Raw genomic sequence first — 25,036 nt, forward strand, 5'->3', positions numbered from 1 at the left:
GGCCGGTCCGGAGTCGATCGCCTGGGTGCTGGATCAGCGCGAGACTCTCGACGAGCACGGTGTGGGTGCGCACTCCTACGCACTGAAGTACCTGGGCAACAGCATCTTCGAGGTCAACGGTGACTCGGTGACCTACACGCACACCGACGACGACGGGGTGGCCTGGTTCGACGGACCAGACGGCCCGGCGACCCTGGCCGATCTGACCGGAGGCTCGGTGGACGAAACGGTGGCCACCTGGGCGGTGGTGTGGAAAGACGGGCGGGTGGTGCAGAATCTCGGCTTCCGCGATGCGCCCCAGCCCGAGGCGGATCTACTCATCGGACAGACCCCGGACCGGAATTCACCGGTGCCCGCGAATCGGCAGCCGCCGGCCCATGGGCCGCCGGATTCGCAAATCGCAGCGGCGCGTACGGAAATGGCCGAGGCGCTGGAACGTGAGCGCGGGGCGCGCGCTGAGGTCGTCCGGTCGCTGGCCGAGGCGTCGAAGGCACGTGCCGAAGGGCGGGTAGCAGACGAGACGGCGTGGACCGAGCAGGCCCGGCGCCACACCGAGATCGCGGAAAGTGCTGTCGCACAGGCTGAAGCGACACGTATCAGCGGTGTAGAGGCGCGCCGGGCGGCGATCATGCAGGCGCAGAACGACCTGCGCGCCGAGATCGAGGGACTGCAGGCGCAGCTGGCCGACAGTTTCGCGGGCCCGGATGAACTCGCGCAGTTCCGCACCGATCTGGACCTGATCGACAACCTCGACGGCGCGCTCGCGATGCGTGACCGGTTCCAAGTTGTCCACGAGATGTTCCAGACCTTGGAGCAGCAGTTGGAACGCGGCCGCGCTGCCGCGGCCAGACTGCGCGAAGGGATTCGGACGCTGGAGTTCGACGGCGTCGACACGATCGAGGCAGCCCGGTTCAAAGACCAGGATCTGCGCGCGCTACGGCACAAGCTGCGCGAAGCCGAAGCCTCGATCTGGGATTTGGAGCAGGTACACAGCAAGCTCGGCGAAAAGTTCCCCCCGGCGGAACTGGCCGAATTGCGCACTGCGCTGACCTTGGAGATCACCGCGTCCACTCGGTCGCAGTACTCGGTGGCCAATGCCTTCGGCGTCATCGACTCCAACCAGCTCAACCCGCGCTATCGGGGGGCTCGCGAAGCCGGTGCCGACGAGGTACAGCAGTTGCGTGCCACGGTGGCGCGGATCGGGCAGGCCGAGAACGCGCTGCGGCAGCTGGCCGAGCAGCATGCCGCGCTGGACACTTTGAATGATCTGGGCCTGCTTCCGGTGACGGATCGGGTCGGTGTACGCCCCACGACCGGCCGTTCGCCTGGATTCTCCCGAATGGTTGTCGTCGGCACCGACTCCGATGTCAACGAATACCGCCGTGCCGCGCACGCGGCCATGCCGCCGCGCACCGACCTGAATATGATCATGGGCCTGGCGAAGCCTCCGGCGAACCCGCTCGAGATCAGTTTCGCCAGACTCGAGCTCGATGCGGACGGCCGCCCCACGAGCACCGAAATATTGCCTTCCATCGATGCGGAACTGACGCAGCGCTCCGGCTCCTGGAACCCGGCGAAGCACGCCCGTCCGTGGGAGAAGACCAAGTGGACCGAGCCGCAGCCGCCTTTCCTGTTCAAGGTGTCGATGGTCCCCAGTTTCGACAAGATGCTCGCGGGCCTGCACGATTTCGAAGGGGGCGAGGTTCCGGCATTCCTTTTCCCCCAGAACCCGCCGTTCGCGCCGACGATCTACAACGTGCCCCAGGGCGTCGACACGTGGACCTCCGATGTCGGCCTCAACCTGTTCCATCTGCGCATCCTCGGACTGGGCATACTGGACCGGATCTCGACCCACCCATGGACCCGGAGTTTCATCCAGAACCGCAAGTGGATCGGCAATTTGGTGCTGTCGGCGACCCGCTGGCTGCCCGCGAACACCGCGCACGGGCAGTCGGTGCAACTGTCCTTGTCACCCGAATTCGTGAATCGTCATCCGCGGCTGGCCTTCACGCTGGCAGACGCTTCGCAGTGGGTGCCGGCCGTCCGCAACGGCCGCTGGATCCACCTCGTCCCGGTCTTGCGCGGCACCCGAACCTACGCCTGGTTCAACGACGCCCAGCCCGATGCCCAGCCGCTGCACAACCAGCTGCTGGCCGGCCCCGCGCTCAACTCCGAGCAGCTGCGCCTGGACGGGACGGTTATCCCGTACGCGGGGGAGAGTGTCGAGATTCCGGAGTCACTGGCCGAGCGCTGGAACGCCAATGAGGCCGCGCGCGAGCAACTCCGAACGGAGACAGCGGAGCACTACGACAGGTTCGAGCAGAACCGCCTGTACGGCGACGACAGCTTCATAGCTCAGATTCGCGACAATGCGCTCGCCGACGTCGACCGATACTCGGGCGGTGACCCGAAGGAATGGGTGCGCGACAAGGATGGCGCGCTGATCCGTGACCCCAAGGGCGCGACGATGCGCAAGCACGACGGCGGCTCGACGTGGTTGAAGGATCATAAGGGCAACCCTCGATCGCCGGACGAAGTTCTCGACACGATCCGCCGCGTCCGGAACTACCTGCTGCGCAATACCGGCATACCGCAGAACCCGAATGTCGCCGCGATGTGGAACCGGCTGATCGCGGGCAAACCGCTGCGTGCCGACATCATTCTCATCGAGAAGGCGCTTGCCGAGATCAAGGTCTACGCGACCAACCCCCATGCCACCGCCGTCGTGGCGGAGGCGGCCGCGAAGGCCGCCGGGTACGACTGGATACCGCCGCACCTACCTGGCAAGCGCACCCTGTGGCAGCGGCTGACCGGTGCTCGCGCCACCCCGATCGGCTACACGACCGAGTTCGCGCCGAACGTCAACGACCCGGCCGTCACGCGCAGGCTCGGTACCACCTTGTACTTCGGTGTCCAAGGTGTGGGTCCGATCCGCAGTCAGCTCGAGGCGATGCTGACCCGCTGGCCCGCCGCCAAGATCGCCGAGGCGCGCCGCGAGGTCACCGCGTTGGTGACCGAAGCCACCCAGTCCTACAACGGCGATGTCGGCATCATGCGTGGCGGCGTGCACGTCTCGGCGCACATCGTCGGCGATCCCGGCACCGAAACCCTCGTCGTTACAGTCGAAGCCGATGGCGACGGTAACTTCCCGCGCCGCAGCTACCTGATCGACCAACATGACAACAACTGCGTTCCGGTGGCCGGACAGCACGTCAACGCCGCACAGGGGCAGCCCGTCACCGACGCCGATCTGCTGGAGCCGGGCTTGGCCGGAGTGCTCTGGAGCGACGTCGTTCGCACCTTCAACGGTGCGCCGGTGCAGGGTTTTGTTACTGACGCCGACGCCTCGGGCCATGCCCGGCTGGTGCGCGGCCTGATCGCCTCGGGCCCCGGCACCACCGCCTACGTCGTCGAACAGCGAGCCAGTGCGGACCGGCACGGCGCCACCGGACATGCCGTCGCACTCACCTATGTGCGGCAGAACGAAGACGGCACACACGCTTTCACGCTCAACGGCGAACCGGTCACGCTGAACAAGATCCTGGACGGGCAGGAGTTCTTCGCCACCCCCGCGGGACACCGCACGTTGCCGAGCAGTCAACAGGAGGCCGGGCCCGGGGAAGTATCTCTCGCTGACATCACCGGTGGTACTCGGGCAGGCACGGTCGCGCTGTGGGCTGCGGTGTGGAAGGACGGTCAACCCGTCGTGCTCACCACCGGCGACGTCGACGCCGCGCCTCCGGCCGACGACGTCTATGTCGGCCAGAACAGCCCGGACTCGGAAGAGCCCGCCGCACATAGCAATTCGCCGATCGACAGCCTGATCGCCACGAGGTTGGCGGAACTCGGCATCGACACCGAGGCCGGGCGGCTGCTGGAGGCCGCGCTGCTGCTCGAGGAGCGGTACCTGGCGATCGCCGTGATCGCCGGGCAGCCACATCCGGAAACCGCGCTCGGTGAGCGTCGCTGGGCCGGGCAGCTGGCCGCCCGGCTGTTCGCTCAGCAGCACGGAAATCAGGATCTGACTGTCGATTTCATTCGTGAGATGCACGACCGGTTGACCTTGTCGGCACCACCGGAAATGGAATTCGGCGCTCCGACACCGCGGGTGGGAGTGCTGTTCGAGCCGCTCACCGCAGACCAGATCGCCGCCATCGAAGCGAATCCGCTGCTGTCCTATCTGGCACCGCCGGCCGGGCCGGGCGAGCACGGCGTGATCGTCTACCCGGACTACGACTCCAGGGAAGCGGTCGACGAAGCACTGCGGGAACTCTGCGATTGGTACAACACCACCAAACGGGAAGGGCTGTACGACCCGTTCGAGCTCGCTGCCGAGCTGCAACACCGGTTCGTCTCATTGCATCCGCTCGACTTCAACGGCCGGGCCTCGCGCATCCTGATGAACTGGTCGCTGCAGAACGATGGTCGGTTCCCTAGCGCAGTAGCAGAATTCGATGATGTGAAAATGTCGCTGCCCCAGTGGGTGGCAGCGGTCCGGGAAGGTAGCGCGCGCTACGGGCGATGGGTGGCCAACCTCGCCGAGCACGGACCGGACATCGATCCGGTCACCCTCTTCGGTCTCGCGAACGAGCAGCAGCGCTACCAGGACATCGGTGGTGAATCCGCCCCCTTCGCTCCCGGTCAGCCCCGTAACCGTGCGAAATTCGAGCAACTACTGCGGCTGGTTCGTTCGCAGGACATTCCGGCGCCCGTCGCGGAGACGCTGACCGAGCCGCCGGATCCGGCTACGGCCGACATGTCGGACCTGCAGGCATGGGCGGCAACCTATGACGATCCTCAGCTGCACTACTTCCTCGGTCAGCAGTACGAGACGGTTACCCGGCTGCTCGCCGATTCCGCTCCGGGTTCGGAATTGACAGGCCCAGCAAAGGAATTGGTGGCGTCCGTACGCGAGGCGCTGCGCCGGGGGCTCGCTGTCGACCTCGCAGGGCTGGACCGCCTGGCGCAGGAGATCGCAGCTGCTGATTTCCAGGAGTCGGACCTGGCCGCAGCGGTGCGGGGATTGGCCGACCTGGTTGGCGACACGTCGAGTGCGGGCGAGGTGGTGCTGCGCCGGACCGAGGTCCCGATCCTGACCGACCGGGATGCTGGGCTGGTGCGCCGGGCTCTGCGTGAGATTGCCCAGGACTGGGCGGCTCCGAGCCAGATCGACCCCGACGCGCTGACGGCCGCCTCGGAGATCGTGCAGAACGTACGGCGCTACGCGCAGACTGATGGCTTGTTCGTAGCGACAGTCGTCGAGCGCAACGGGCAGCGGGTGTTGCGGGTCGAGGTATCCGATGCGAGCGCGACCCTGCCGCAGGGGCGCGATGCCGATGAAGAGGCGGAATCGGGCCGGGGCGTGCTTCTCGTTACGGCCATGACGGATCGGTATGGCGTTCGGGTCGAGAACGGCGATCCCTGGGCCAAGACGGTGTGGTTCGAGATCGACGAGGACGGCGGCACCCCGAATGCCGACGAGCCCGCCGAGGGCGCTCCGAACAAGGCTGTGCGCCCGCTCACCGGTGACGCGGTGGATGCCGCGCTCGGTGAAATCGACGAATTCGATACCGCAGCATTCGACGCGATGCTTGCCGGTGCTATTGACACGGAAATCGACACCGAGGCCGCCGCTCCCCAAGTGGATTGGATGGCTGTGGCTGATCGCCTAGAGGAGCTGCGCGCCGAACGGGATCGATCGGCGGCGCAGTTGGCGGCGGCGCTGGGACTGGACCGTGATTCTCTGGCGATAGCGCTGGCGGGTCGTGATCTGGCGTCGGAAGCGGAGATCGATTACGAGACTCTTCGGGTCTACGACCGTTGGAACGTTCTCGACGCCGTCTTTGCCGAGATGGACCGCGTCGCCCTCGAAGTCGGGCTGGAGATGGCCAAGACGTATCTCGACCCCATGGCGCGCGAAATCCTGAATATCACAGCCGACGAGCTCGGTGCCGATTCGAAAGCACTCGCCGAGCTGCGTGCTCACACCGGACAGAGGGCAGAGGCACTCGCCGATATTCTGGGCATTCCGGTCGGCGATATGGACAATGCGTGGCAACGTGATTGGACCGACTCGCCTGGCTACACCGCCGACGAAGTGCGGGACATGTGGTGGGATTGGGCAACACTCGTCGAATTGATCGACGCCGCAGACAGATACAACAATCTGTCCGCAGAGCTGCGGGCCGCCGACGAGCAGCGTTCGATCGTCGAGGGTAATCGCTACTTGGCCCGCGGCGGATTGCGGGCGATCGATGTGGAGCGTCTCGCCTCTACCGTGATCGAGAACGCTGCCGCGATCGGTCTGACACTGGCGGATTTCACGCCGGATTCGGCACCGCTCGCGGCAATCCGCGCCGAACGTCAGCGGCTTGCGGACGAGTTGATCCAGCTGACCGGTGTGGCGCCGGCCGACCTCGCCTCGGCGCTGCGGTCGCCGCCGGCGGAGGGGGAATTCGCCGGCAAGGCACACCGGTACAGCCAGCTCGACAAGCTGATCCATGCCGTGGATGTGTACCTGTTGGCGCAGGGGGTGCACCCCAGCACAGTTGCGGTGCGCTCTGGCGCGGATTCGGCAATCGGCCAATTGATTCCGCGAACCAGGACCGTCGAGGTGCTCGGTCCGGAAGACCTGAACACAGACCAGCAACTCCTCGACGCAGAGCAGATCGCAGAAGATCGTCTGCTCGCCGACCTGGGTCTTGTCCGAAACCCTGTGGTACTGACCACTCGCTCGCAATTCGCGCCCCCGCCGGGATTCGTCGGGAGTATGACGAATGCGGGCAATTACACGGCTATCGCAGTCGCTCGGCGCACTGAGGCCGCCGGTGTCGGCATCGACGCTCGGATTTTCCAACCGGAACGTGGCGGTACCCCCGGCGACCTAGTGGCCCGATCCGCGCGAGAAAGTGTCCGCAGTGCTCTGGAACAGGCGTTCGGTCGTCACTTCGACTCGTTCGGAATCACTGTTGTCATCGCAGGAGACGGCACCTTCCAAGCCCGCTACTCCGACTCCGGCGGTGAGCTGGAAGTTCACGGTGTCGAAGGACGCTACGCGGTTCTGAATGATCGGCTGGTACTTTCCGCCGTCGTATTGCCACCGACTGTCCGCCCCGAGCCCGCCGATTCCGGCTCGGGCCAGGGGCTGGGCGCGGTGACCGGTCCAGTCGAGCTCAGGCGTGCCGAATACGAAGTGACGCCGCCGGATCGAGAGATCACGCCGGTCTCCGGCCATGCCGACGGGCTCGGGTGGGCTCGCCTTGCCATAGGGCAGGATGGCTTGGTCTATGGGCCGGATGGGCAGTTGTACAACTCCGGGGCGGACGGCGACGTCTTCCTGATGGGCGCCATCCCGGGCGATCTGCGCACGATCCCACTGCCGGGTGCGCACGAGACGTTGTTCGGCACCTACACCGACGCGAGCCAGGGCCCGGCGGGCTTCGGGTACTGGCGGATCGTCGACGGGCGGGTGCAGGCTATCGTCGCGCGCAGCGGACCTTTCCCGGCCACAGTGCAATCCACGGCCCAGCTCCGGTTCGAGCTGATCCGCCTCGGTGTGGACCTGTCGACGGTCGAATTCCATGCTGACTTCGTGCTGGGCAGGCTGGCCCTGCCCGAGGCCCTGTCGCCTGATGTGGCCGGGCTGATTCGCCGCGGCGGCGAGGGTGCCGACACCCTGTTCCAATGGTTCGGCGACGACTCTTCGGTGGACTTCGCAGGTCTCGAAACCGTCGACGGCCGGGTATCGATCACCCTGACGCTCAACCCGGTTCGTGGCGAGACCGGCCACGTCACTCTGGAATTCAGCCTGACCGACGGCACGCCCGCACTGCGCTACACCGGCATGGCCCTCGGCCCCGATGCCGCTCGCACCACCGAGATTCTGCGCGAGTTGCACGAGCGCCTGACGCCGTGGCTGGCCGATTCGGGCATCTCGGGCGTCGACCCGTTCGCCCCGGCCGAACCGGAGACGCCGTTGCCGCCCGACGACGCCGAGCCAGGGGATCTCGCCGACGCCCTGGGTGTACCCGCGGAAGTGCTGGAGCGCCCGAGCGCGCTGAGTCGAGTTCTGGACATGGTGCAGGGCCAGCTGCGGGCCTTGGATGCCGAAAGCTGGCAGCGCGCAGTCGATGCCGGTCGACTGCCGGAGCTGCGCGGATGGATCGGCCGATTCATCATGGCCAACACCGATATCGGGTTCGGTGACCGCACACCGGAGCAGCTGCGGGAGGCCCGCGCCCAGCTGAAATCGGAACTGCTCCAGATTCTTTCGGTTTCCGAACTGAGCGCCGTACCGCAGCGGACGTCGCCCGATCCGGTCGCCGAGTTGCGCCGGGCCGCCACGGCGACCGGCTCTCCCGGGTTGGCCCGGCTCACCGAGTTGTGCTCCGATCTGCTCGACCGGCGCCCACCCGGGGCTCGGGTACAACCGGTGCCGCCTCGCGAGGCGCTGGCGGCGATGCTCGGCGTGCAGCCGGACGCGATGCGCACGGGGCCGCTGCAGGAAGCGGTTGTACTGCTGCAGGACCAACTCCGGTCGATGCCGGAATCGGCCTGGCCGGTGTTCACCGAATCAGCGAAGCTACGTCAGCTGCTGGACTGGGTCGGGCAGTATATGGCGGTCGAGCTGGCCGCTCAGGACCTGCAATCCCGCGCGCTGCGCGACGAAACCATCGACATCGCCGCCGAGACCGCGACGCTGCGGCAGCGGCGCACTACCCAGAACGAACTACTGGCAGAGCTGCTCGGCGTCCAGCAGGTCCGGGCCTTCAGTGGCCAAGCGGGGGACGATCCGCTGCTGACCTTCCGGATCATGGCCGCCGAGACCGGGTCGCGGGATCTGGTCGAGCTCGCGAACTTGATGGGCGACTACCTGGGCGTGCCGGCGCCGGAGGCCGATCCCCGGTTGCCAGGCGCTCGCGAGGCGCGCGACGAGTGGGTCCAAAGATTCGGACTCTCGGATGCCGAGGCGGTCCCGGGGACCACTCGGCTGGCCGAGTTGTCCTCCGAACGCGACCGGTTGGCCGCAGACCTGGAGGCGGTACGAGCTGGCCTCGACCAGCAGAACGAGCAATCGACCATCGCACTGGCTCAGTGGGAGCCGTCCGGGGATCCGAACGTCAGTGACGAGACCGTGGAGCTGTTCCACCAGTGGGAAATGCTCGACGCCGGACTCGCGGCGATCGACCGCTATAACGAGCTCGCGGCCGGCCCGACCCGGGCTCGCTATGTCGTGGACGACCATCCCTTGCGGGACAGCCACCACACCACATACGACGTAGCCTACGACCAGCTGACCGTGGGGCCGGATGGATTGATCCGTGGCAGTGACAACGAGTTGTACAGCACGCCTGAGGGTGGTGGCTATTTCCTCATGGGCGCGGTGCCCGGCGTTCTGCACGCCGGCGGAGCCGGTGTGAATCACGCAGCGCTATACCGCACCTTCAGGCAGGCGGACGATGGGCCCGCGGCCTACGGATCCTGGGTGGTCCGCGAGGGGCGGCTGGTCGAATTAGTGCCCAACAGCGGCACTTTCGTCTCACCGGCCTTCCAGAACCAGAACATCGCCCAGCTGCGAGCCGAACTGCTCCGGCTCGGAGTGGCCGGCATGCCGGGTTTCACGTTCGATCTGACCGAGGAAGGTTCGATCTGGAAGCGGGGGACGCCCTCCGTCCAAGCGGTGCTCGACGGTGGACAAGCCATGGCGAAGGACCTGCTACCCGGCTTCACCGACGATATGTGGATCGGCCTCGCCGAGGTGGTGGCCTCTGGCCCCGACCACCTGGAGATCACGGTGACGCTCAACCCGGTACGCGGGGAATCGGGCTCGGTGACCCTGGTGCTGGATCGCTCGAACGGTCGGATCACCGCCCAGCTCACTGATCTGGACCTGAGCACCGAACCGGTTCGTGTCGCCGCGGCACTGCGTGAGCTGGTTTCGAAGCTGAATCCCTGGCTCGAGAGCTCGGGTGCCGCCCTGGAAGCTCCTGGCGCACCGGTTTATTCGGCCCCCATGGCCCCTACAGTGATCTCCAGCGATCCGCCTGCCATCGACGGCAACGCCGTAATCGGCAGCCGAACCCGATACGACATCGCCCAGCTCCACAACGATGCGATCGGGAATCTGACCGAAGGCGACCCGGTCTTGTTCACCAGCTTGACCGTCGATGAGAACGGGTTGTTCCTCGACGCGAACGGCCAGCCCTATAACAGCCACCAGGTCGGCGACTACTTCCTCCTCGGCGCACAGCCCGGCGAAATCCGCACCTCGCCGTCCGCGACGCACGACGCGCTGCACAGCACCTACAACGACCAGCTCAACGGCCCGGCGGCCTTCGGTATCTGGAAGATCGTGAACGGCCGATTGACGACGGTCGATGTCTACAGCCAGGCTTTCCTCGGCGGGAATCTCGATCCGCGATACCCCGCGCAGCTGCGCGCCGAGCTGACCCGGCTTCGGGTGGATCTGTCGAATGTGGTCTTCACCGCGCCGAGTCAGGGCACGGTATGGTCGCGCGAGCCTTCCGCATCGACCCTTGCTGAGCTCATCGCCGGCGGAGCCAGCAGCGCGACAAAGCTCTTGGCGGGTTTCGGAGACGACTTCTGGGTGCACGTCGCCGAGTTCACCGGGACGGACGGCGGTGCGGCGGTGACACTGCGCCTGCATCCCGTACTCGCCGACCCGGCGGATGCCGCCGAGGTGGTCATTTCCTTCACGCCCGACAGTGCCGAGATCACTACGGTCGACCTCGGTTCGGATCCGGAGCGCACCGGTGTTGTCCTGCACCTGCTGCACCATCAGGTGGGCGTCTGGCTGTCCTCGGCCGATACGAGCTGGTCGGTCACCACGGACGCTGTCCTGTCCGCGGTACCGGGTGCAACCCGCGCGGTTCAGCAGATCGCCGAGTGGGCTTCGGCAGCAACAGTGTCCGAAGAGCCGACCCGGTCGCTGCCGACCGACCCGCAGCAGGCCCGCGCCGAGTTGGCGGTCGTCGCCGAGCAACTGGACAACCTGGGCGAACCGATGCAGCTCGGTCACGCCGATTTCGGACCGGACTCGCAGGCACTGCCCGGGCTGCGCGCCGAGTACGACGAGGCGGTCCTGGTCTTGGCCAACTTGATCGGCATCGATCCGGCCAGGGTGGACTCGACACGAGTCGAGCGCTACCTGCAGCAGGTGCTCGGACAGCTGGCCGCGCAACCGGATTCCACGCAACTCACCGACGCCGTGGACCGCGCGGAGCGCTTCCTGGAAATCGGTGCGCTGGTCAACGCCGCCATCGACTACAACGAACGGCTCGCGGCTCTGGCCGAACTCGAGGCGCGTCAGCCGATCCCGGAGCCGACTGCCGCGCCCGCCGCCCTGAACACCCAGACTGTGTCGCAGCTGGACACCGATCCGTTCGCGCGCGTCGAGCGGGCGCTGGCCGCTGATGCGGAGCCACTGCTGTCTCAGCTGACCGAGCGGCAGCGGGAGATCGTGCGACTGCGCACGCTCGAAGGACTGCGGTACTCGGAGGTGGCCCGGCTGGTCGGCGGCACCGTGTCAGCGATCTTCATAGAGCACCGAGCCGCTATGGAGCAGCTGGCGACCGGGCTCGCTGAGGAATCGGAAACGTCGGCGCAGCCCGCTAGTTCGGAACCTGGCGTCGAACCCGGCACCCAGGTCTCAGACGTGCTCGACACCCCTGCACGACGGTCGCGAACTCGCCGGGATCCGGGCACGTTTTTCGCCTTCGATCCGGAAGGCCCGCATAGCTCCAAGGCGTTCAAGGCGCCAGGCGCGGGTTCCGAGACGCAGGCCGCGCCCCAGGCACCGGAACTCAGCGCGGAGCGCACGGAATATGAGATCGCCGCACCCGACAGTGCGGACTCCTACCAACCGACCGGCGACACCTCGTCTCGAACCGTCTTCGTGGACGCGGACGGACTTTTTCGCGACTCCGATGGCGAGCTCTACAACACCCACGGGGAGCACGGCGAGCGCTTCCTCATGGACAAGGCCGGTGGGTTCCGGACCTCTGATTCCGCCGATCACCAGACGCTGTTCGGCAGTTACGAAACTCGGTCGGACGGTCCGGCGGCATTCGGCTCGTGGAAGATCATCGAGGGCAGGCTCGTAGAGGTCAGGCCGACCAGCGACGTCTTCGGACGAGCGGCCGCCGATCCGAAGTTCGAGGCGCAGCTGCGTAGCGAATTGTCGAAGCGTGCTGTTGATCTCGCCTCTGTCTCCTTCCTGCAGGACGTGGTGAAACCGAGTCTCTGGAATCCGCTGGCGCCGACCATGACGCTGACCGATCTGTTCGAGAGCCGGGCCGGCGCCCTCGCGCAACTGGCCGGAGCCGGAAATGGCTATTGGACCCAACTCGGCCCTATCGACCGGTTCTCGCGGCTGGAGGCGGGCGAGCTCATGGAGGTCGTATCCGTCCATCTGACTCTGCATACCGCGCTGGGGGGCGTTTCGAGCGCTCTGACCATCGAGTTCACCGAGGGGCCGAACGGGTTGGCCATGCGGTACTCGGGAGTGCAACTCGGATACCGACCAGCCGATGCCAAAAACCCTGGATTCGATGTCGCGGCGGCACCGGTCCAGCTGGCCTGGGCTTTTGCTCAGATGCACGAGACTGTGATGCTGCCGTGGTTGGCAATTTCGGATGCCACGTTCCTTGGGCACCCAGGTGCGTTGGCGGAATCGACTGTCGCCGAGCCGGAGTCGGCCGGGCGCTGGGTGCGCGAACAACTGGCCGGCGTGCAGTGGAGTACCGGAGCACCAGCCCACGTCGACAACACTGTGGCTGCGGTGCGGGTCGCGGTCGTCGATGCGATGGAACACGGCACGGGTCCGGTTCAGATCGTGGTTCAGGTGTTGCCCGGAACTGGCGCGCTTCTCGTACAGATCGTCGACGGAGATTCACAGTTCCCGGCCACAGCACCGATCCGGGCCGCCGCGAATGAACAGAGCCAGCCTGATTCGCCGGAGCACACGCGGCAGGCCCTGCGGACGTTGCACCTGGCCACCGAAGCGTGGGGTTTCGCGGCGCGCGCCGACGATCAGGGCAAGGCGCTGTGGTTCATCCAGCCCGCACGCGACCAGGACCCCGACACTACGCTGCCCGCTCGATCGACTCCTGCGCAACAAGCTGTGTATCTCCGTCCCGACCCGCGCTGGGTCCGTTACGAAACCGCGCCCCTCGAGATCTACGACCCGGTAGGGCCGCAGGCTCGGGCGGTGGTCACCCTCACTCCCGATGGAGAGGGCGTCTTCCGCGACGAACGCGGCGCAGCCTTCACGAGCCCGCCGGGTGGGGTGCCTTTCGTCGTCGGCATACAGCCGGTCGAATTGCGAGTGGCGCTGGTCGGTACTCATTCCGATATCGCCGATACCTTCGGAGAACGCCGTGGGGCGGCCAGTTGGGGCGTCGCGCGGTTCGAGGGCAAGGTGCTCGAGATCGTTCCGCTCGGCTACTCGTTCGGTCAGGCCAACGCGGATCCGAAGTTCGCGGTGCAGTTGCGCTACGACCTGCAACAGCTCGGCATCGATCTCGCGGAGGTGCGGTTCGTCAACTTCCTCGGTGATACGGGACCGCTGGAACTCCTCGGCGCGCTCTGGGCGGACGGCGCCCCGATCCCTAGCTACGCCGAGGTTGTCGCGGCGGTCGCCAACGACGCGGGCAAGTACTTCGGCGGCTTTGCCGATTTCTTCGCGGTGTACGCACGATCGGCTTCCACGCCCGACAACGGGTTCACGACCACGATGGACGTCCATCCAGTCCTCGGCGAACCCGCCCACGTCACGATCTCGGTCACACCCGACGGCGCTTCGGTCACCGAGCGTGACAACGGCGCGGATCCCGACGGCGGGACTCCAGCGCTGGATATCTTGCTCGAGCGGTTCACGACCTGGCTGGACGCGTGGGGCATCGGCTGGACCGATGGTAGTGCCGCCGGCGGGCCTACAGACTCACCAGGTGCGCCGCCCTCGAATGCCGAAACCACTGTCGGACCGCGAAATACCGCGCAGCAAGGCTCGGCCGCGAAGGAGGAATCCCGCGATACTGTGCCGGTCCGTGCGCGTCGGGACATCGATCGTCAGCGGAGCCCGGATCTTGCTCTGGTACGGGACACTCAGCGCCGTGCACCTGCGGAGTTGGACAACGTGCTGGCCGAACTGCGTCGTGAGGGGAAGCTGAGCGAGTCCGACGTTAAGGTCATCCAACTCCGGCTCGTGCAAGGTCTGCCGGTCAAGGAGACGGCGGCGCAACTAGGCGGGTCCGTCTCGGCGGGCGCGGTCCGGATGCGGCTCCGGCGAGCGGCGGGAGTGGTCGCCGCGCGACTGAGTGCAACGGACGCAGAGGCCAGCGAGCGAGATGCGGATTTGACCTACCCGCACCCGCAAGACCATCGGACTTTCGGCGACTACTTGATCGAATTCGGTCGGGTGAACAACCTCAGCCGCGACGAGAAAGCCCGCATCCTGGGGATGACCGCCACGAGTATCCGGGCACATGAAGAGGGGCGCGCGGCCGCGCCGCGCGAGTTCACTCTGTTGCAGGCGTACGACCGCGCCCTTCATCGAGCTGCATCCTGGAACGAGTTCGCCGCAGCGTGGCACGACGACGCGGCGCAGGGATACAGCTATCGCATGAATCCGGCTGGTGAGACCTGGCCCGAACCGGGGGATTTCAACTCGGTCAATCAATGGATGCATGCGGTCCGACTCTACAAGCGACTGACCGTGGAGGAATTCAGCGAGCGTGTCGGTGACGAGACGCGGTCGAGAAAGACAACCGAGGGTGAAAGGCTCCCTCGCATGCGGCGATTGCGTCAGCTGCGCGACGCACTGGAGGTGCCGAGAGATACTTTCAAGGCTTTGATCCGCAAGTTCTACGCGCGTCCCGAAGTCGGTGTCATCGAGGCCTCCGAGTATGAATTGTTCTGGAGCCTCATCGAGACCGAATCTGGTTCGGACACGGAGAAAGCCCTGCAACGGCAGATCTTCGAACGATACGCGTGGATTCCTCGTGAAGCGGCACGGCGGTGGTCGACAAGCGGTGAGTATGCGGACCTCATGCAGCGAGCCAGCGAGGGAGTGTTCAAGGCGGTGCTCAACTTCGCTCCCGCCGGTGGCGCTTTCACGACATTCGCTTGGGCGACCGCCCGTGCAGTTATTCGCGACGCGTACTTCGAACAGAAATACCCCGACGTTGACAAAGAAACTCGATGGTTGTTGCACGCCGTCAACCGGTACATAGATGATCAGGTCGGGAAGACTGGACAAGAACCCTCCGACACCGAAATCGCGCAGGCGCTGGAGCTCGATCTTTCCGATGTCACTACCGCCCGAGTAATTACAGGGCAGCGCGCGACTTCGCTGAGTGCCGGCCTCGCAACGGACTCACGGACCGGGCAGCACGATATCGCTGATCCGGATCAGTCGCCGTTCACCGACGTGGAATTCGAGCAGACGCTGCGCGCGGCAATGTCAGCGCTGCCGGACCCGGAGTTCGCGCTGCGCGTGGTAGGCATGTGCCTCCTCGATGGGGTCGATGTCGAGGAAGTGAGCACCCGCCTATCGGTCTCCGCTACCCGCGTCCAGGAAATTTTGGTGGCGGCTCAAATTCAGCTGCGCGCCGCGTTCGCGTCGACTTCGGCTGAGTTGCCTGCGCCGACGACCACGCCCCCGGCTGCCGGTCACCGCTTGGCACGGCAGCCAGGCCGACCTGCCGAGGTTGGCGTTCCGCGTCGCGGGGATCGCTCGGCAGTTGACGGCGGGACCACTTTCTCGGAGCCGAATAGCTCCCTGCCCGAACCTGTTTCGAATGAGCCGGCAGCCGCCCGAAGTGCCGAGATCGCATCTCAGCGGTGCGCAGACTTCGCTGTCGACACCGTCATCGAGGAAACGGGAAGTCCTGTCGCACAAGCTTTCACCGACTCACCCGGCATGCGCGGCCGCAGCGCCGAACAACTGGAAGACAAATCAGGTGGTCGGTTGCAGCGCTTCATCGACCGCGACGCGGTAGCCAAGCGCCTGTCCGATCCCGAGGACCCGCTCTCCATCGCCATCATGGTCGACCACTACGCCTCCGCGGACGACAACGGCATCGGAGCGCACGCCTATGTCATGGCGAACCGGGGCGGAGTGATCATGGTGCGGGATCTCAACGAGGACGACGGCGCGTGGCGGCCTTATGTGCGGGGCGAAACAAACCCGGATGCGGTCGCGATGTCCGGCATCGCCTTCGACCGTTCGGGTATCGCGCTACGCCGCATCACCGAGTTCGACGCTGACCCGGGCGCCCACCCGGCGTTCGCCATCGGTGCCACTGTGCCCGAGCAGAGCTCGGAACGCGGCCCGCCGAAAGCCGACTGGCGAACGGTCCTGCGGGAGCTGGATACGGAAGCACCGGATCGCGCGGAAGCCGTGGCGGCGATCCGAGCCTTGGAAACCCTCCAGGCGGCCGCTGCCACCGGCTCGAACTCACTGGTGACAGCAAGCGACACTGCGCAATCGGCACTGCAACGCGCTCGTTGGTGGCACAGCCTCACCACCGACCAGCAGCTGGCGATGCTGTATTACTACCCCCAGGCGATCAGCAACATCGACGGCGTGCCCTCGATCGTGCGCGAGTTCGGTCACCATCGTGTGCTGCGCGGAATCTTGGAGTACCTCGCCGCAGATCCGGCCCCGACCGCCGAGGACGCAGCGCGTATCGGCGACGCCGAGATCATGTGGCGAGCGCTGCGCAGCGGTCACGACGCGGCCTCGCAGGTCCGCGCGCCGCTGGAGCCTCCCTCGGTCCAGCTCCGCAGTTACCACGAACAGCGGAGTGCTACCGGTGCCAGAGCCGAGTTCACTGTCGGGCCGATCGATTCCGCGGAGCACGTGGTGTGGGTCCACCTCGGTACCACCGAGCTGACCGACGTCGGGGATCTCCTGCGTTCGATGGTCAGCCGATATGAGTCGGCCGTTGCCGAACGCGGCGGTTCGGTTGCCGTGATCGCGGAGATCGGTGCCCCGATCGAGGACCAGGCACAGCGGCTGCAAGATCGGATCGGCGCGTACAACGCCGTCCGTGCGTTCGAGAGCGCCTTGGCGGGCGAACCGAATGTCATGCCGCAGAACCACATCGCCGCGTCGCTGGAGCCTGCGAGCAGCGGCACGACCTCGCTCATCAGCCACCTGCTGCCCGAGTTGCACACCGCGGAGATCCTCGGCGACGACCCGGACGCCGTGCTGCTGCCCGAGGAAGCCGCGGTCCTGCTGAAGGATTCGTCGCCGGAGAGCTGGGTGCGGGAGAAGGCGAACACGCGGACTGCGGCGCGCCGAGCGATGGCGCAGTTCGGTCATCCGGAGGTAGCGATCGGCCGCGGCCCGCTGGGCGAACCGCTGTTCCCGCCGGGCCTGGTCGGCAGCATCACCAACAAGATGATCGACCGGAAGGCACAGCTCAGCTACTACGCAGCGGTGGTGGCGGACGCCGGGCAGGTGCGATCGATCGGCATCGATGCCGAGGACAACAACTCCGTCCGGCACATGATGTACAGCACGGGGCGCACCGAGGAATTGCTCTGGGTGCAACAGCAACTGGACTGCCTGCCGGATTCCGGCGTGGCCTGGGACAAGGTGCTGTTCTCGGCCAAGGAAAGCATTTTCAAGGCCTGGTACACCCTCACCGGAGACCAGGACCTGCGCCTGCACCACGTGCTGCGGGACTCGCTCATCACCTTCGACGTCGAGGCCGGCACCTTCCACGTGCGGGTACTGGTGGATGCCCTCGGGCGCGACGGGCTGCCGCTGACCGAAATGCACGGTCGATTCGTGGTGCGCGACAACGTGATTCTCACCAGCGTTCAGGTACCCAACGAGGTCGCCGACGCGAGCGCGGCACCGGCGAGTGCCGCCGCCGACGCGAGCCAGGCGCGCGCCGCCTACGCCGAAGTGGCCTATGCGCTCAAGTGGCTGCTCATGGCGCGCGGCTTCAGCGTGCACGGCATCACCGAACTGACCGCTCCCGAGGGCCGGAACCAGATCGTCCAGACGATGCTGAGCGATTGGGCCCGCACGCACCCGGAGGCGCTCGCGACCGATCCGGAACTGCGTGCACTGTGGCAGGCGTTCCGGCTCGCACTTCCGCAGGGTGAGAACTCGCAGATCCTGCTGCCGGTCCGGGTGCCCAACGTGGGCGACCACGCCGGCGTCCTCGAAGTGACGCTGCACGAGCACCTGCTGTGGCAGGCGCACGGCACGCCGTTTGAGAGCGCCGCCGATGTTGGGCAAGTAGCCGAAATGCTCGCGCCGCAACGGCTCAGGGCCCTCTCGGCCTTGATGCCGGAGGCCGAGTCGAGGCGAATCCTGCACTCGATCGCCGATAAGTTGATGGGGCTGGACCCACCGCCCTCGGCAGGAGCGACGGAACTCGGGACGTTGGACAGGTATGCGCTGCGATACGACCCTGAGCTCGCCAAGGGCTCCGGAAAAGCAGCGCCGATTCGGCTGAACCTATCGCGGACACCCGCCCCGAACACGGCACAGAGGTCGACAACGCTTGCCGGCTGGGACGGGGCGGCTCACGACCCTCGATACGCAAACGTGACGTCACGAACAGGGGAATCAGCGGGCACGACCGACGGCGGGCACGGTTTCGTCCCCGCCGACGCGTCTGATTCCGTCGTCCCGCAGCAGGTCGCCAACGACTGTGTCGACACTTCTACAGCCCAGCTTGCGGGTTATGGCATTCCGGTAGGTGTCCCGGACCCGGCCACCAGGACGGGGCTGGGTCGGAAGTGGTCGGATGTGCGCGCACTACTCGGCGACGCGCGCCCGGAGGGCTTCGATAGCGCAGGCCAGTTCCAGGCGCATGCGAATCTGCTGGAGAACCTGCGTAAGGTCGGTGTGAACGCGACGGCGTGGGTGCTCGACGAGCGGCGCACCCCCGATGGAAACGGGATCGGCGCTCATGCCTACGTCGTAAAGTACTTGGGAAACAACGTTTTCGAAGTCGACGGAGAACCGTACACCTACGTAGGCAAGCCGGACGCCGAAGGTCTGGAATGGTTCGTAGACGGGGATCGCCGCGTTTCCCTGGCGCAGTTGACCGGCGGCACCCGGGCCGAGACCGCGCTCACCCGTGCGGTGGTGTGGCAGGGCCAGACCGTAGTGACCGATGTCGGTGACCCGGCGACCGCCTTGCCCGCCGACGATCTGATGATCGGCAAGACGCCGTTCGAGCCGGACGATCCGTTCGCGGACCAGCCGCGGACCACCCGGGTCCAGCGTGGTCCGCGACCAGGGTCAGGTGATCCGAGTTCGGGACCGGAGCCGATAACGCCGGGTGGAGCACAGCCGGCGCCGCCGCGCGACGGCGGATACCGTGATGCGTCCGCGTACGCGACCGCGGACATTCCCGACGGCAGCCACCGGGCGGCCGTGCCGCCGACGGTCCCGTCGCCCGCGCGCGGCTCCGCGGAACAGGCGTTCCTCGAGTGGTTCCAGGCGCGACGGTCAGCCGCACCGGGGCGGGCCCGCCTGAGCCTGGCCGAGTACATGCAGATGCAGCACCTGGAGTACACCCAGGTCGATCGCTGGCTCGATCGCGCCGGACTCGCGCTGGCCGAAACCGATGCCGTAGCGGTGGGCTCGTTCCCGGAGTTTGCCGATATCGACCTCTCGGCATGGCTGAGCCAGGTACGCCAGTATCTCGGGACCGAGCCGCACTGGATGGACGATCTGCTTGGCGCAGTGGCCGGCACCTGGGACGCCGCCGAACACGGTCGCACCCAGCTGGATTCCGACCAGATACGAGCGTTGCTGCGTGGAATGCCTGCAGCCCGCGGCAGCTACCCCGCCCTCGCGCGCGTGATGCCCGGTTTGCTCGCGGAATCGGGGCGGCCATGCTACCCGGAAGGCTATGCCAGCCTCGGCGGATATCTACGGTTCCTGCGCGAATCGGAGCTCGACTTGCGCGGGCGCAAACTGACTCAGGCAGAGGTCGGTTATCGAATCCAGAAGAACGCGGCCAGCATTCGGAAGTGGGAGGCCGACGGTGCCGTGCCGTCGACGGACACTATCGAGACCCTGCTCGAGGTGCTCATACCCGCGTCGGGAGTGACCTACGACCATTTGGCGGAGCTCTATGCCCTGCCCCGGGCGGAGCTGATGTTTCCGGGCTTCCGCGACGTCGAAACGTTCGGCGAGTATCTGCGCTTCCTGCGTCGGGTCAACAACATCGGCAAGGCCGAAGCGGCACGCCTGTTCGATCTTTCCAAGACCACCGTCCGGGTGCACGAAGAAGGGCGTGGCAGCACCAGCGACGAACAGGCCATGGTGGCGGCATACCACCGTGTGCTTCATCGCGCGGGCCCATGGAACGACCTGGCCGAAGCCTGGGGATACAGCTACCGGATGGATCCGGACGGCGAGACGGTACCCGATCCGGCTGCCTATCACGACCTGCGCGATTGGCTGAAGGCCTTGCGCGTCTATCACCGGATGACGCAGCCCGAATTCGGTGAGCGAATCGGCCGCAGCGTTACCGCGATCGTGAATATGGAGAGCGGCGCAAGCAAACCGGGCATCGAATTCATCCGGTCTTTGCGGGCCGGCCTCGGCCTGCCCAACGACACTGTCGTAGCCGCACTGCGGGACTTCTACGCACACTCGGGTGCCGTGACCGTGGATCCGGCAGAAGAAGCGCGCTTCTGGGATTTGATCGCGAGCGAGCCTGGCTCGCAGGAGGAGCAGGCCCTCGAGGATCGGATCTTCGAGGATTATGAATGGGATGCCACCGATGTCGTGACTCGCTGGGGTGGCGGCATCCCCGGCGTCGATATGAACGACCTTGTCGGACAGGCGAGTCAGGCGATTCGCGCGGCCATCAAGAAATTCGTTCCGCCGGGTGAATTCACGCCCGCCGCGCGATCCGCGGCCCGATTCGCGGTGCTTCGGGCGTACTACGAATACCGCTTCCCGAGTGTCGACGAAGGCACCCGGCGGCGGCTTATATCGGTGGATGGATTCATCGAAAGGCGCATCGCCGAAACCGGAGTCGCGCCGGACGATGCCGAGGTAGCCCAGGCTCTGAATCTGCCGGTGATCGAGGTCGCCGAGTCGCGTGCCCGGATCGCCGAGGCGAACGCAGCCCGGTCGGTGCCCGAATTGCCCGAGGACATGCAGGCCACGATTCGTGAGACGCTGCCGGATCCCCAGGCGTCCGAGAGTCGGGTGCCCGAAGACTGCGTGCTGTCGACGATGCGGGTCGCGCGCGAGAGCGGGTTGGACGTCGATGTCCCTCCGACAGCCAAGCTTTCGGGACGCACGCCGACCGAAACCGAGGGCTACGCCCGAGGACGTATGCGTCTGGCAGGCTCTCGCGAGGCCATCGCCCAGCGGCTGCTGAATACCAAGGATCCGGCGACCTCGATGGTGGTCGTCGAGGAATACGCCATCGGGCCCATGGATGTCGCGCACATGACGTTGATGCAGTTGCGCGGCGGGAAGGTCATGATCAGTGACATCAACGTGGACAACGGCGCCTGGCGTGAGTACGTCCGAGGTAGCGAAACACCAGGCGTGCGTAAGGTTTCCGCGATCGCGTACGGCGAGTACGGAGCGTCGCTGCTGCCGGTCGCCGAATTCGCCCCCGACACTGCCGCCCACCCCGATCAGCTGATCACCCACAACGAAGAAGAGGAGATCGCGAACGCCGAGACGCAATCCGCCATTCCGAAGCCCACGGTTCCACACGAACCGACCCTGATCGATGAGTCCGCCCAATCCGAGGAAGTCCGCGAGCAGGCGCAGACCCTGGGCGGCACCGAACTTGCGGTCCCGAGTGAGACCGGCTCCGGACAGCACCAACTCGTCTCGGGACCCAGTGCGGATTCCAGTGATTCGAGCCTGGGCGAATCGATCGAGGTACCGCCGACCCAGATTCTGCCCACGCCGACCCCGGAGCAGGATGAGGACGCCCCCACCTACTTCGACGAAGACGATTCGCTGCCCGAGGCGGTAGTGCCGGATTCTTCGATCGAAGGCCCGGAATTCCTCGAGCCGGGGGATACGGTGTCCGCCGAAGCCGAGCCGGGGGGCCGCGCCGAATCGTCTCCGCCGGAACCGAACGCGACCTGGACCAGGAAGTATCTGGGTTACGACGATCTGCCGCAATCGTTCGGGGCTGATCCATCGGTCGAGGGTCCGGAGTATCTCGAACCGCAACCGGCTCAGGAACCCGCCGCACCGCAGGACATCGATGAAACCGTCGAGGGCCTCGGCGACTTCAACGGCAATGCCCGCACACCGGATGACGAGCCCCTCTCGCCCAAGGCGGCGCGGCACGCGATCGACAACATGATCCGGGCGATCATGCCCACCCTGACCACCTGGCATCGGGACGGACACTTCCTGCTCCCCGACGGTCGGAGCGTGCACGTGGGAGTCGACACCGTACTCGGTGACGAGGTCGGCAGCTTCAAGTTGCGACCGACCGGCGACGCGTTCGACATCACACTGTCCGACGGCCTGCGCACCCGGGACGTGCCACGCGCCGTCGCTCACATGCTGACCCGCATCCGCCAGCTGACCGATCCCGAATTCCAGCATCCGGGACCGCGTTTCGCGGAGCTGAAGGTCCTCGCCACGCAGCTGGACCAGTCGATCTTCGACCCGGCCCGCAGCAAGTCGACCGCCGCACTTCGTGTCGACCTCGATGCCTTGGTCGCTGAGCTGGGACTAAACGCGGCGCCGGCCGCCACGGTTCTGCATGCGCATGATCCGCGACTCGCGAATCGCATCGCACTGGAATACAGCGCGGCGACGGTCGAACGCCCGGTATTCGACAGGACGCTGACCGATCCCGCCTTCGAACAGTCCGCACTCACTTACCTCGGCCGGTTGGCGCTGCAACTCACCGGAGAGCACACGGCCGATGTCATGATGGCCGAGGGGCTCTCGCTCAACGCGCGCATGCGTGAGGAGCAGTGCCGTCGGTTGTTCGAGCCGATCTTCGCCGATCGCGATGTCAGCGCGATCCGCAAACGGCTCGAGCGGGCGGAACTCTTCTCCGGCGATGACCTGGTGGCCGCGTTGAATCCGATCAAGCGGGCCTTCAATGATCCGATGCCGCACAGTTGGCGCTGGAGTGCGCTGGACGCGGCGATCACCGAGGTGCAGAACACGCCGGGCCATATGCAGGCGATCAACGAGGCCATCGATTTCGACAAGATGCGGCAAGCCGCTCGGGCGTACTGTGCACTACCCGACCGGGTGGGCGGGACGCTCGACCGGTCCACCGGGCAGGTCGAGTTCGCCGTCACGGCGGGCAACCCGCGCGGCGGTTCCAGGTCGCTGCTGGACTTCCTGCAGGCCGTCGATCGGGCCAATCAGGGCGCTGAAATGTACGGTCTGGCAGTCGAATACGTCGTTGTACTGCACGACCAAGCCAACGGGCATTCCTCGGTGGACGTGTTGTCCCGTCCCCGGCCGCAGTATCGCCTGCCCGCGCAGCAGAGTCAGCCGACGCTGTTCGTGCCGCGTCCTTCGGTGCCCGCGGCGGTCGAAGGCGGGCACACCGTCGACGTGGGTGTCGGGCGCGGCGCGTTTGCTGTGGAACTGACTCCCGCGCAGGACACCTCCGGGGGCGGCCTGGTCCTGCAGACCGAACTACCCATGGACTACGCCGACGCCGGACAGCGCCGCCGCAACCTCGGCATCCTGGATGCCGGACCGCTGACCCGCCCCGGCGCGCTGATGGTCTGGGCCGACCTGCTGCTGCACGGTGACGTCCTCAACGTGGGCGGCAACGGCGGTGTGGCGCGCTTCTATATCAACAACGTCAGTGCCCACTTCGAGGACAGCGACTACGACACGCTCGCACGCCAGCTGCCCCGCACCCTGGTGCCGGGAGCGCACGTCGAAATCCAATGGGACATGAAATCCGAACTGAAGGTCGGCGGCGAACCGGGTGACCGCGGGCATATCCAGGGCGACAAACTGTGGCTCGCGATGAAACGCGTGCTCGCACCGTCGGTCGTGGCCGCCTTCGAGATCGTCGAGCACACCGAGTTCGCCGGTGACGGCAGCCAGGAGTACCTGTTCACCATCGATACCGGCGCGAGCAACGTGCTCAACGCGGACGCCATGGCCAAGTATTCGGCGCCCCAGCCGACCGACCGTATGGTGATCGTGTACAAGCCTGCCGGTTACCGTCCGGCAACGGCGAACCCCGAAGGTGGTGCACGGTAGTGGCGGAGATCGAGGGCGTGCGTCCGTGGCTGGATCGGGCTGCCGAATTCCTCCGCGGTCAGATGCAGTGGTTCGGGGCGCAGCTGGTACCTGGAGCGACGCCGCACGTGGTGATCCCCAAGCACCCCGGCGCGGTAGAACGCACCAGTCCGCCGCGCCATCGTTTCGAAGCCCTCGCCGACCTTTCCGGCCCCCTCGACCCGACCCGGATAGATCGCGCCGCGAACATCCTGCACGCTGCCGGGTGGGTCGTCCAGGTCCTGCGCGATCCGCACGCGCCGACGGTGGTAACCGTGCGCGGCGAGCGCGAGGGATACCGGCTGCAGGCCCGGTTCGAGGACGGCTTCGGCGGCATCGTCCTGCTCGGCGAAACCCCGAACATCCAGCTCTACCAATCGGATCCGCCCGAGCCTCGGCCCGCCCCCGCGGTCACCCCGGAGACGGTGAGTCGCGGGGCGGTGCTCTGCTACGAATGCGACGGGCTCGCCCTCTGCCCGACCTGCCACGGTCAGGGCTCGGTCGACGGCGGGCCCGGTGGCCGGCACCGCTGTCGTACCTGCCTGGGCTCGCGGGTGTGCCCGGTGTGCGGGGGAGCGGGGGAACTCCGCGTCGCGGACCTGTCCGACGCCGACCGCATCCACTACCCGGATATTCCCTAACCGTTACTTAAGACTTTCCTTGCTCGCCACCAGGTTTCGATAAGGCACTGCGGGCGATAATGACCGCACGCTCGGACTTCCTGCGTAACAGGGTCTTACGAGTCGCGCGCAGATGTAGTGCCGGCGATTCCGTGACAAG

2 protein-coding genes (1 of these 2 running past the window's edge) are annotated in these 25,036 nt (G+C 66.3%); both read left to right on the top strand.

All coding sequences use genetic code 11. The features are described from left to right. Positions 1–24,238 carry the 3' portion of a sigma factor-like helix-turn-helix DNA-binding protein gene (locus AB0I43_RS22190; protein ID WP_357432612.1) on the top strand. Its footprint begins 23,978 nt before the window's first position, so only the last 24,238 of its 48,216 coding nucleotides appear in the window; its start codon lies off the left edge, out of view; its stop codon occupies positions 24,236–24,238. Then, positions 24,238–24,897 (top strand): hypothetical protein, encoded by a 660-nt coding sequence (locus AB0I43_RS22195; protein WP_357432613.1) that lies wholly within the window; start codon positions 24,238–24,240, stop codon positions 24,895–24,897. The genes AB0I43_RS22190 and AB0I43_RS22195 overlap by 1 nt, the downstream gene beginning before the upstream one ends. The last annotated feature ends 139 nt before the right edge of the window (positions 24,898–25,036 follow it).

The organism is Nocardia sp. NPDC050435 (assembly GCF_040655395.1).
GTDB lineage: Bacteria > Actinomycetota > Actinomycetes > Mycobacteriales > Mycobacteriaceae > Nocardia.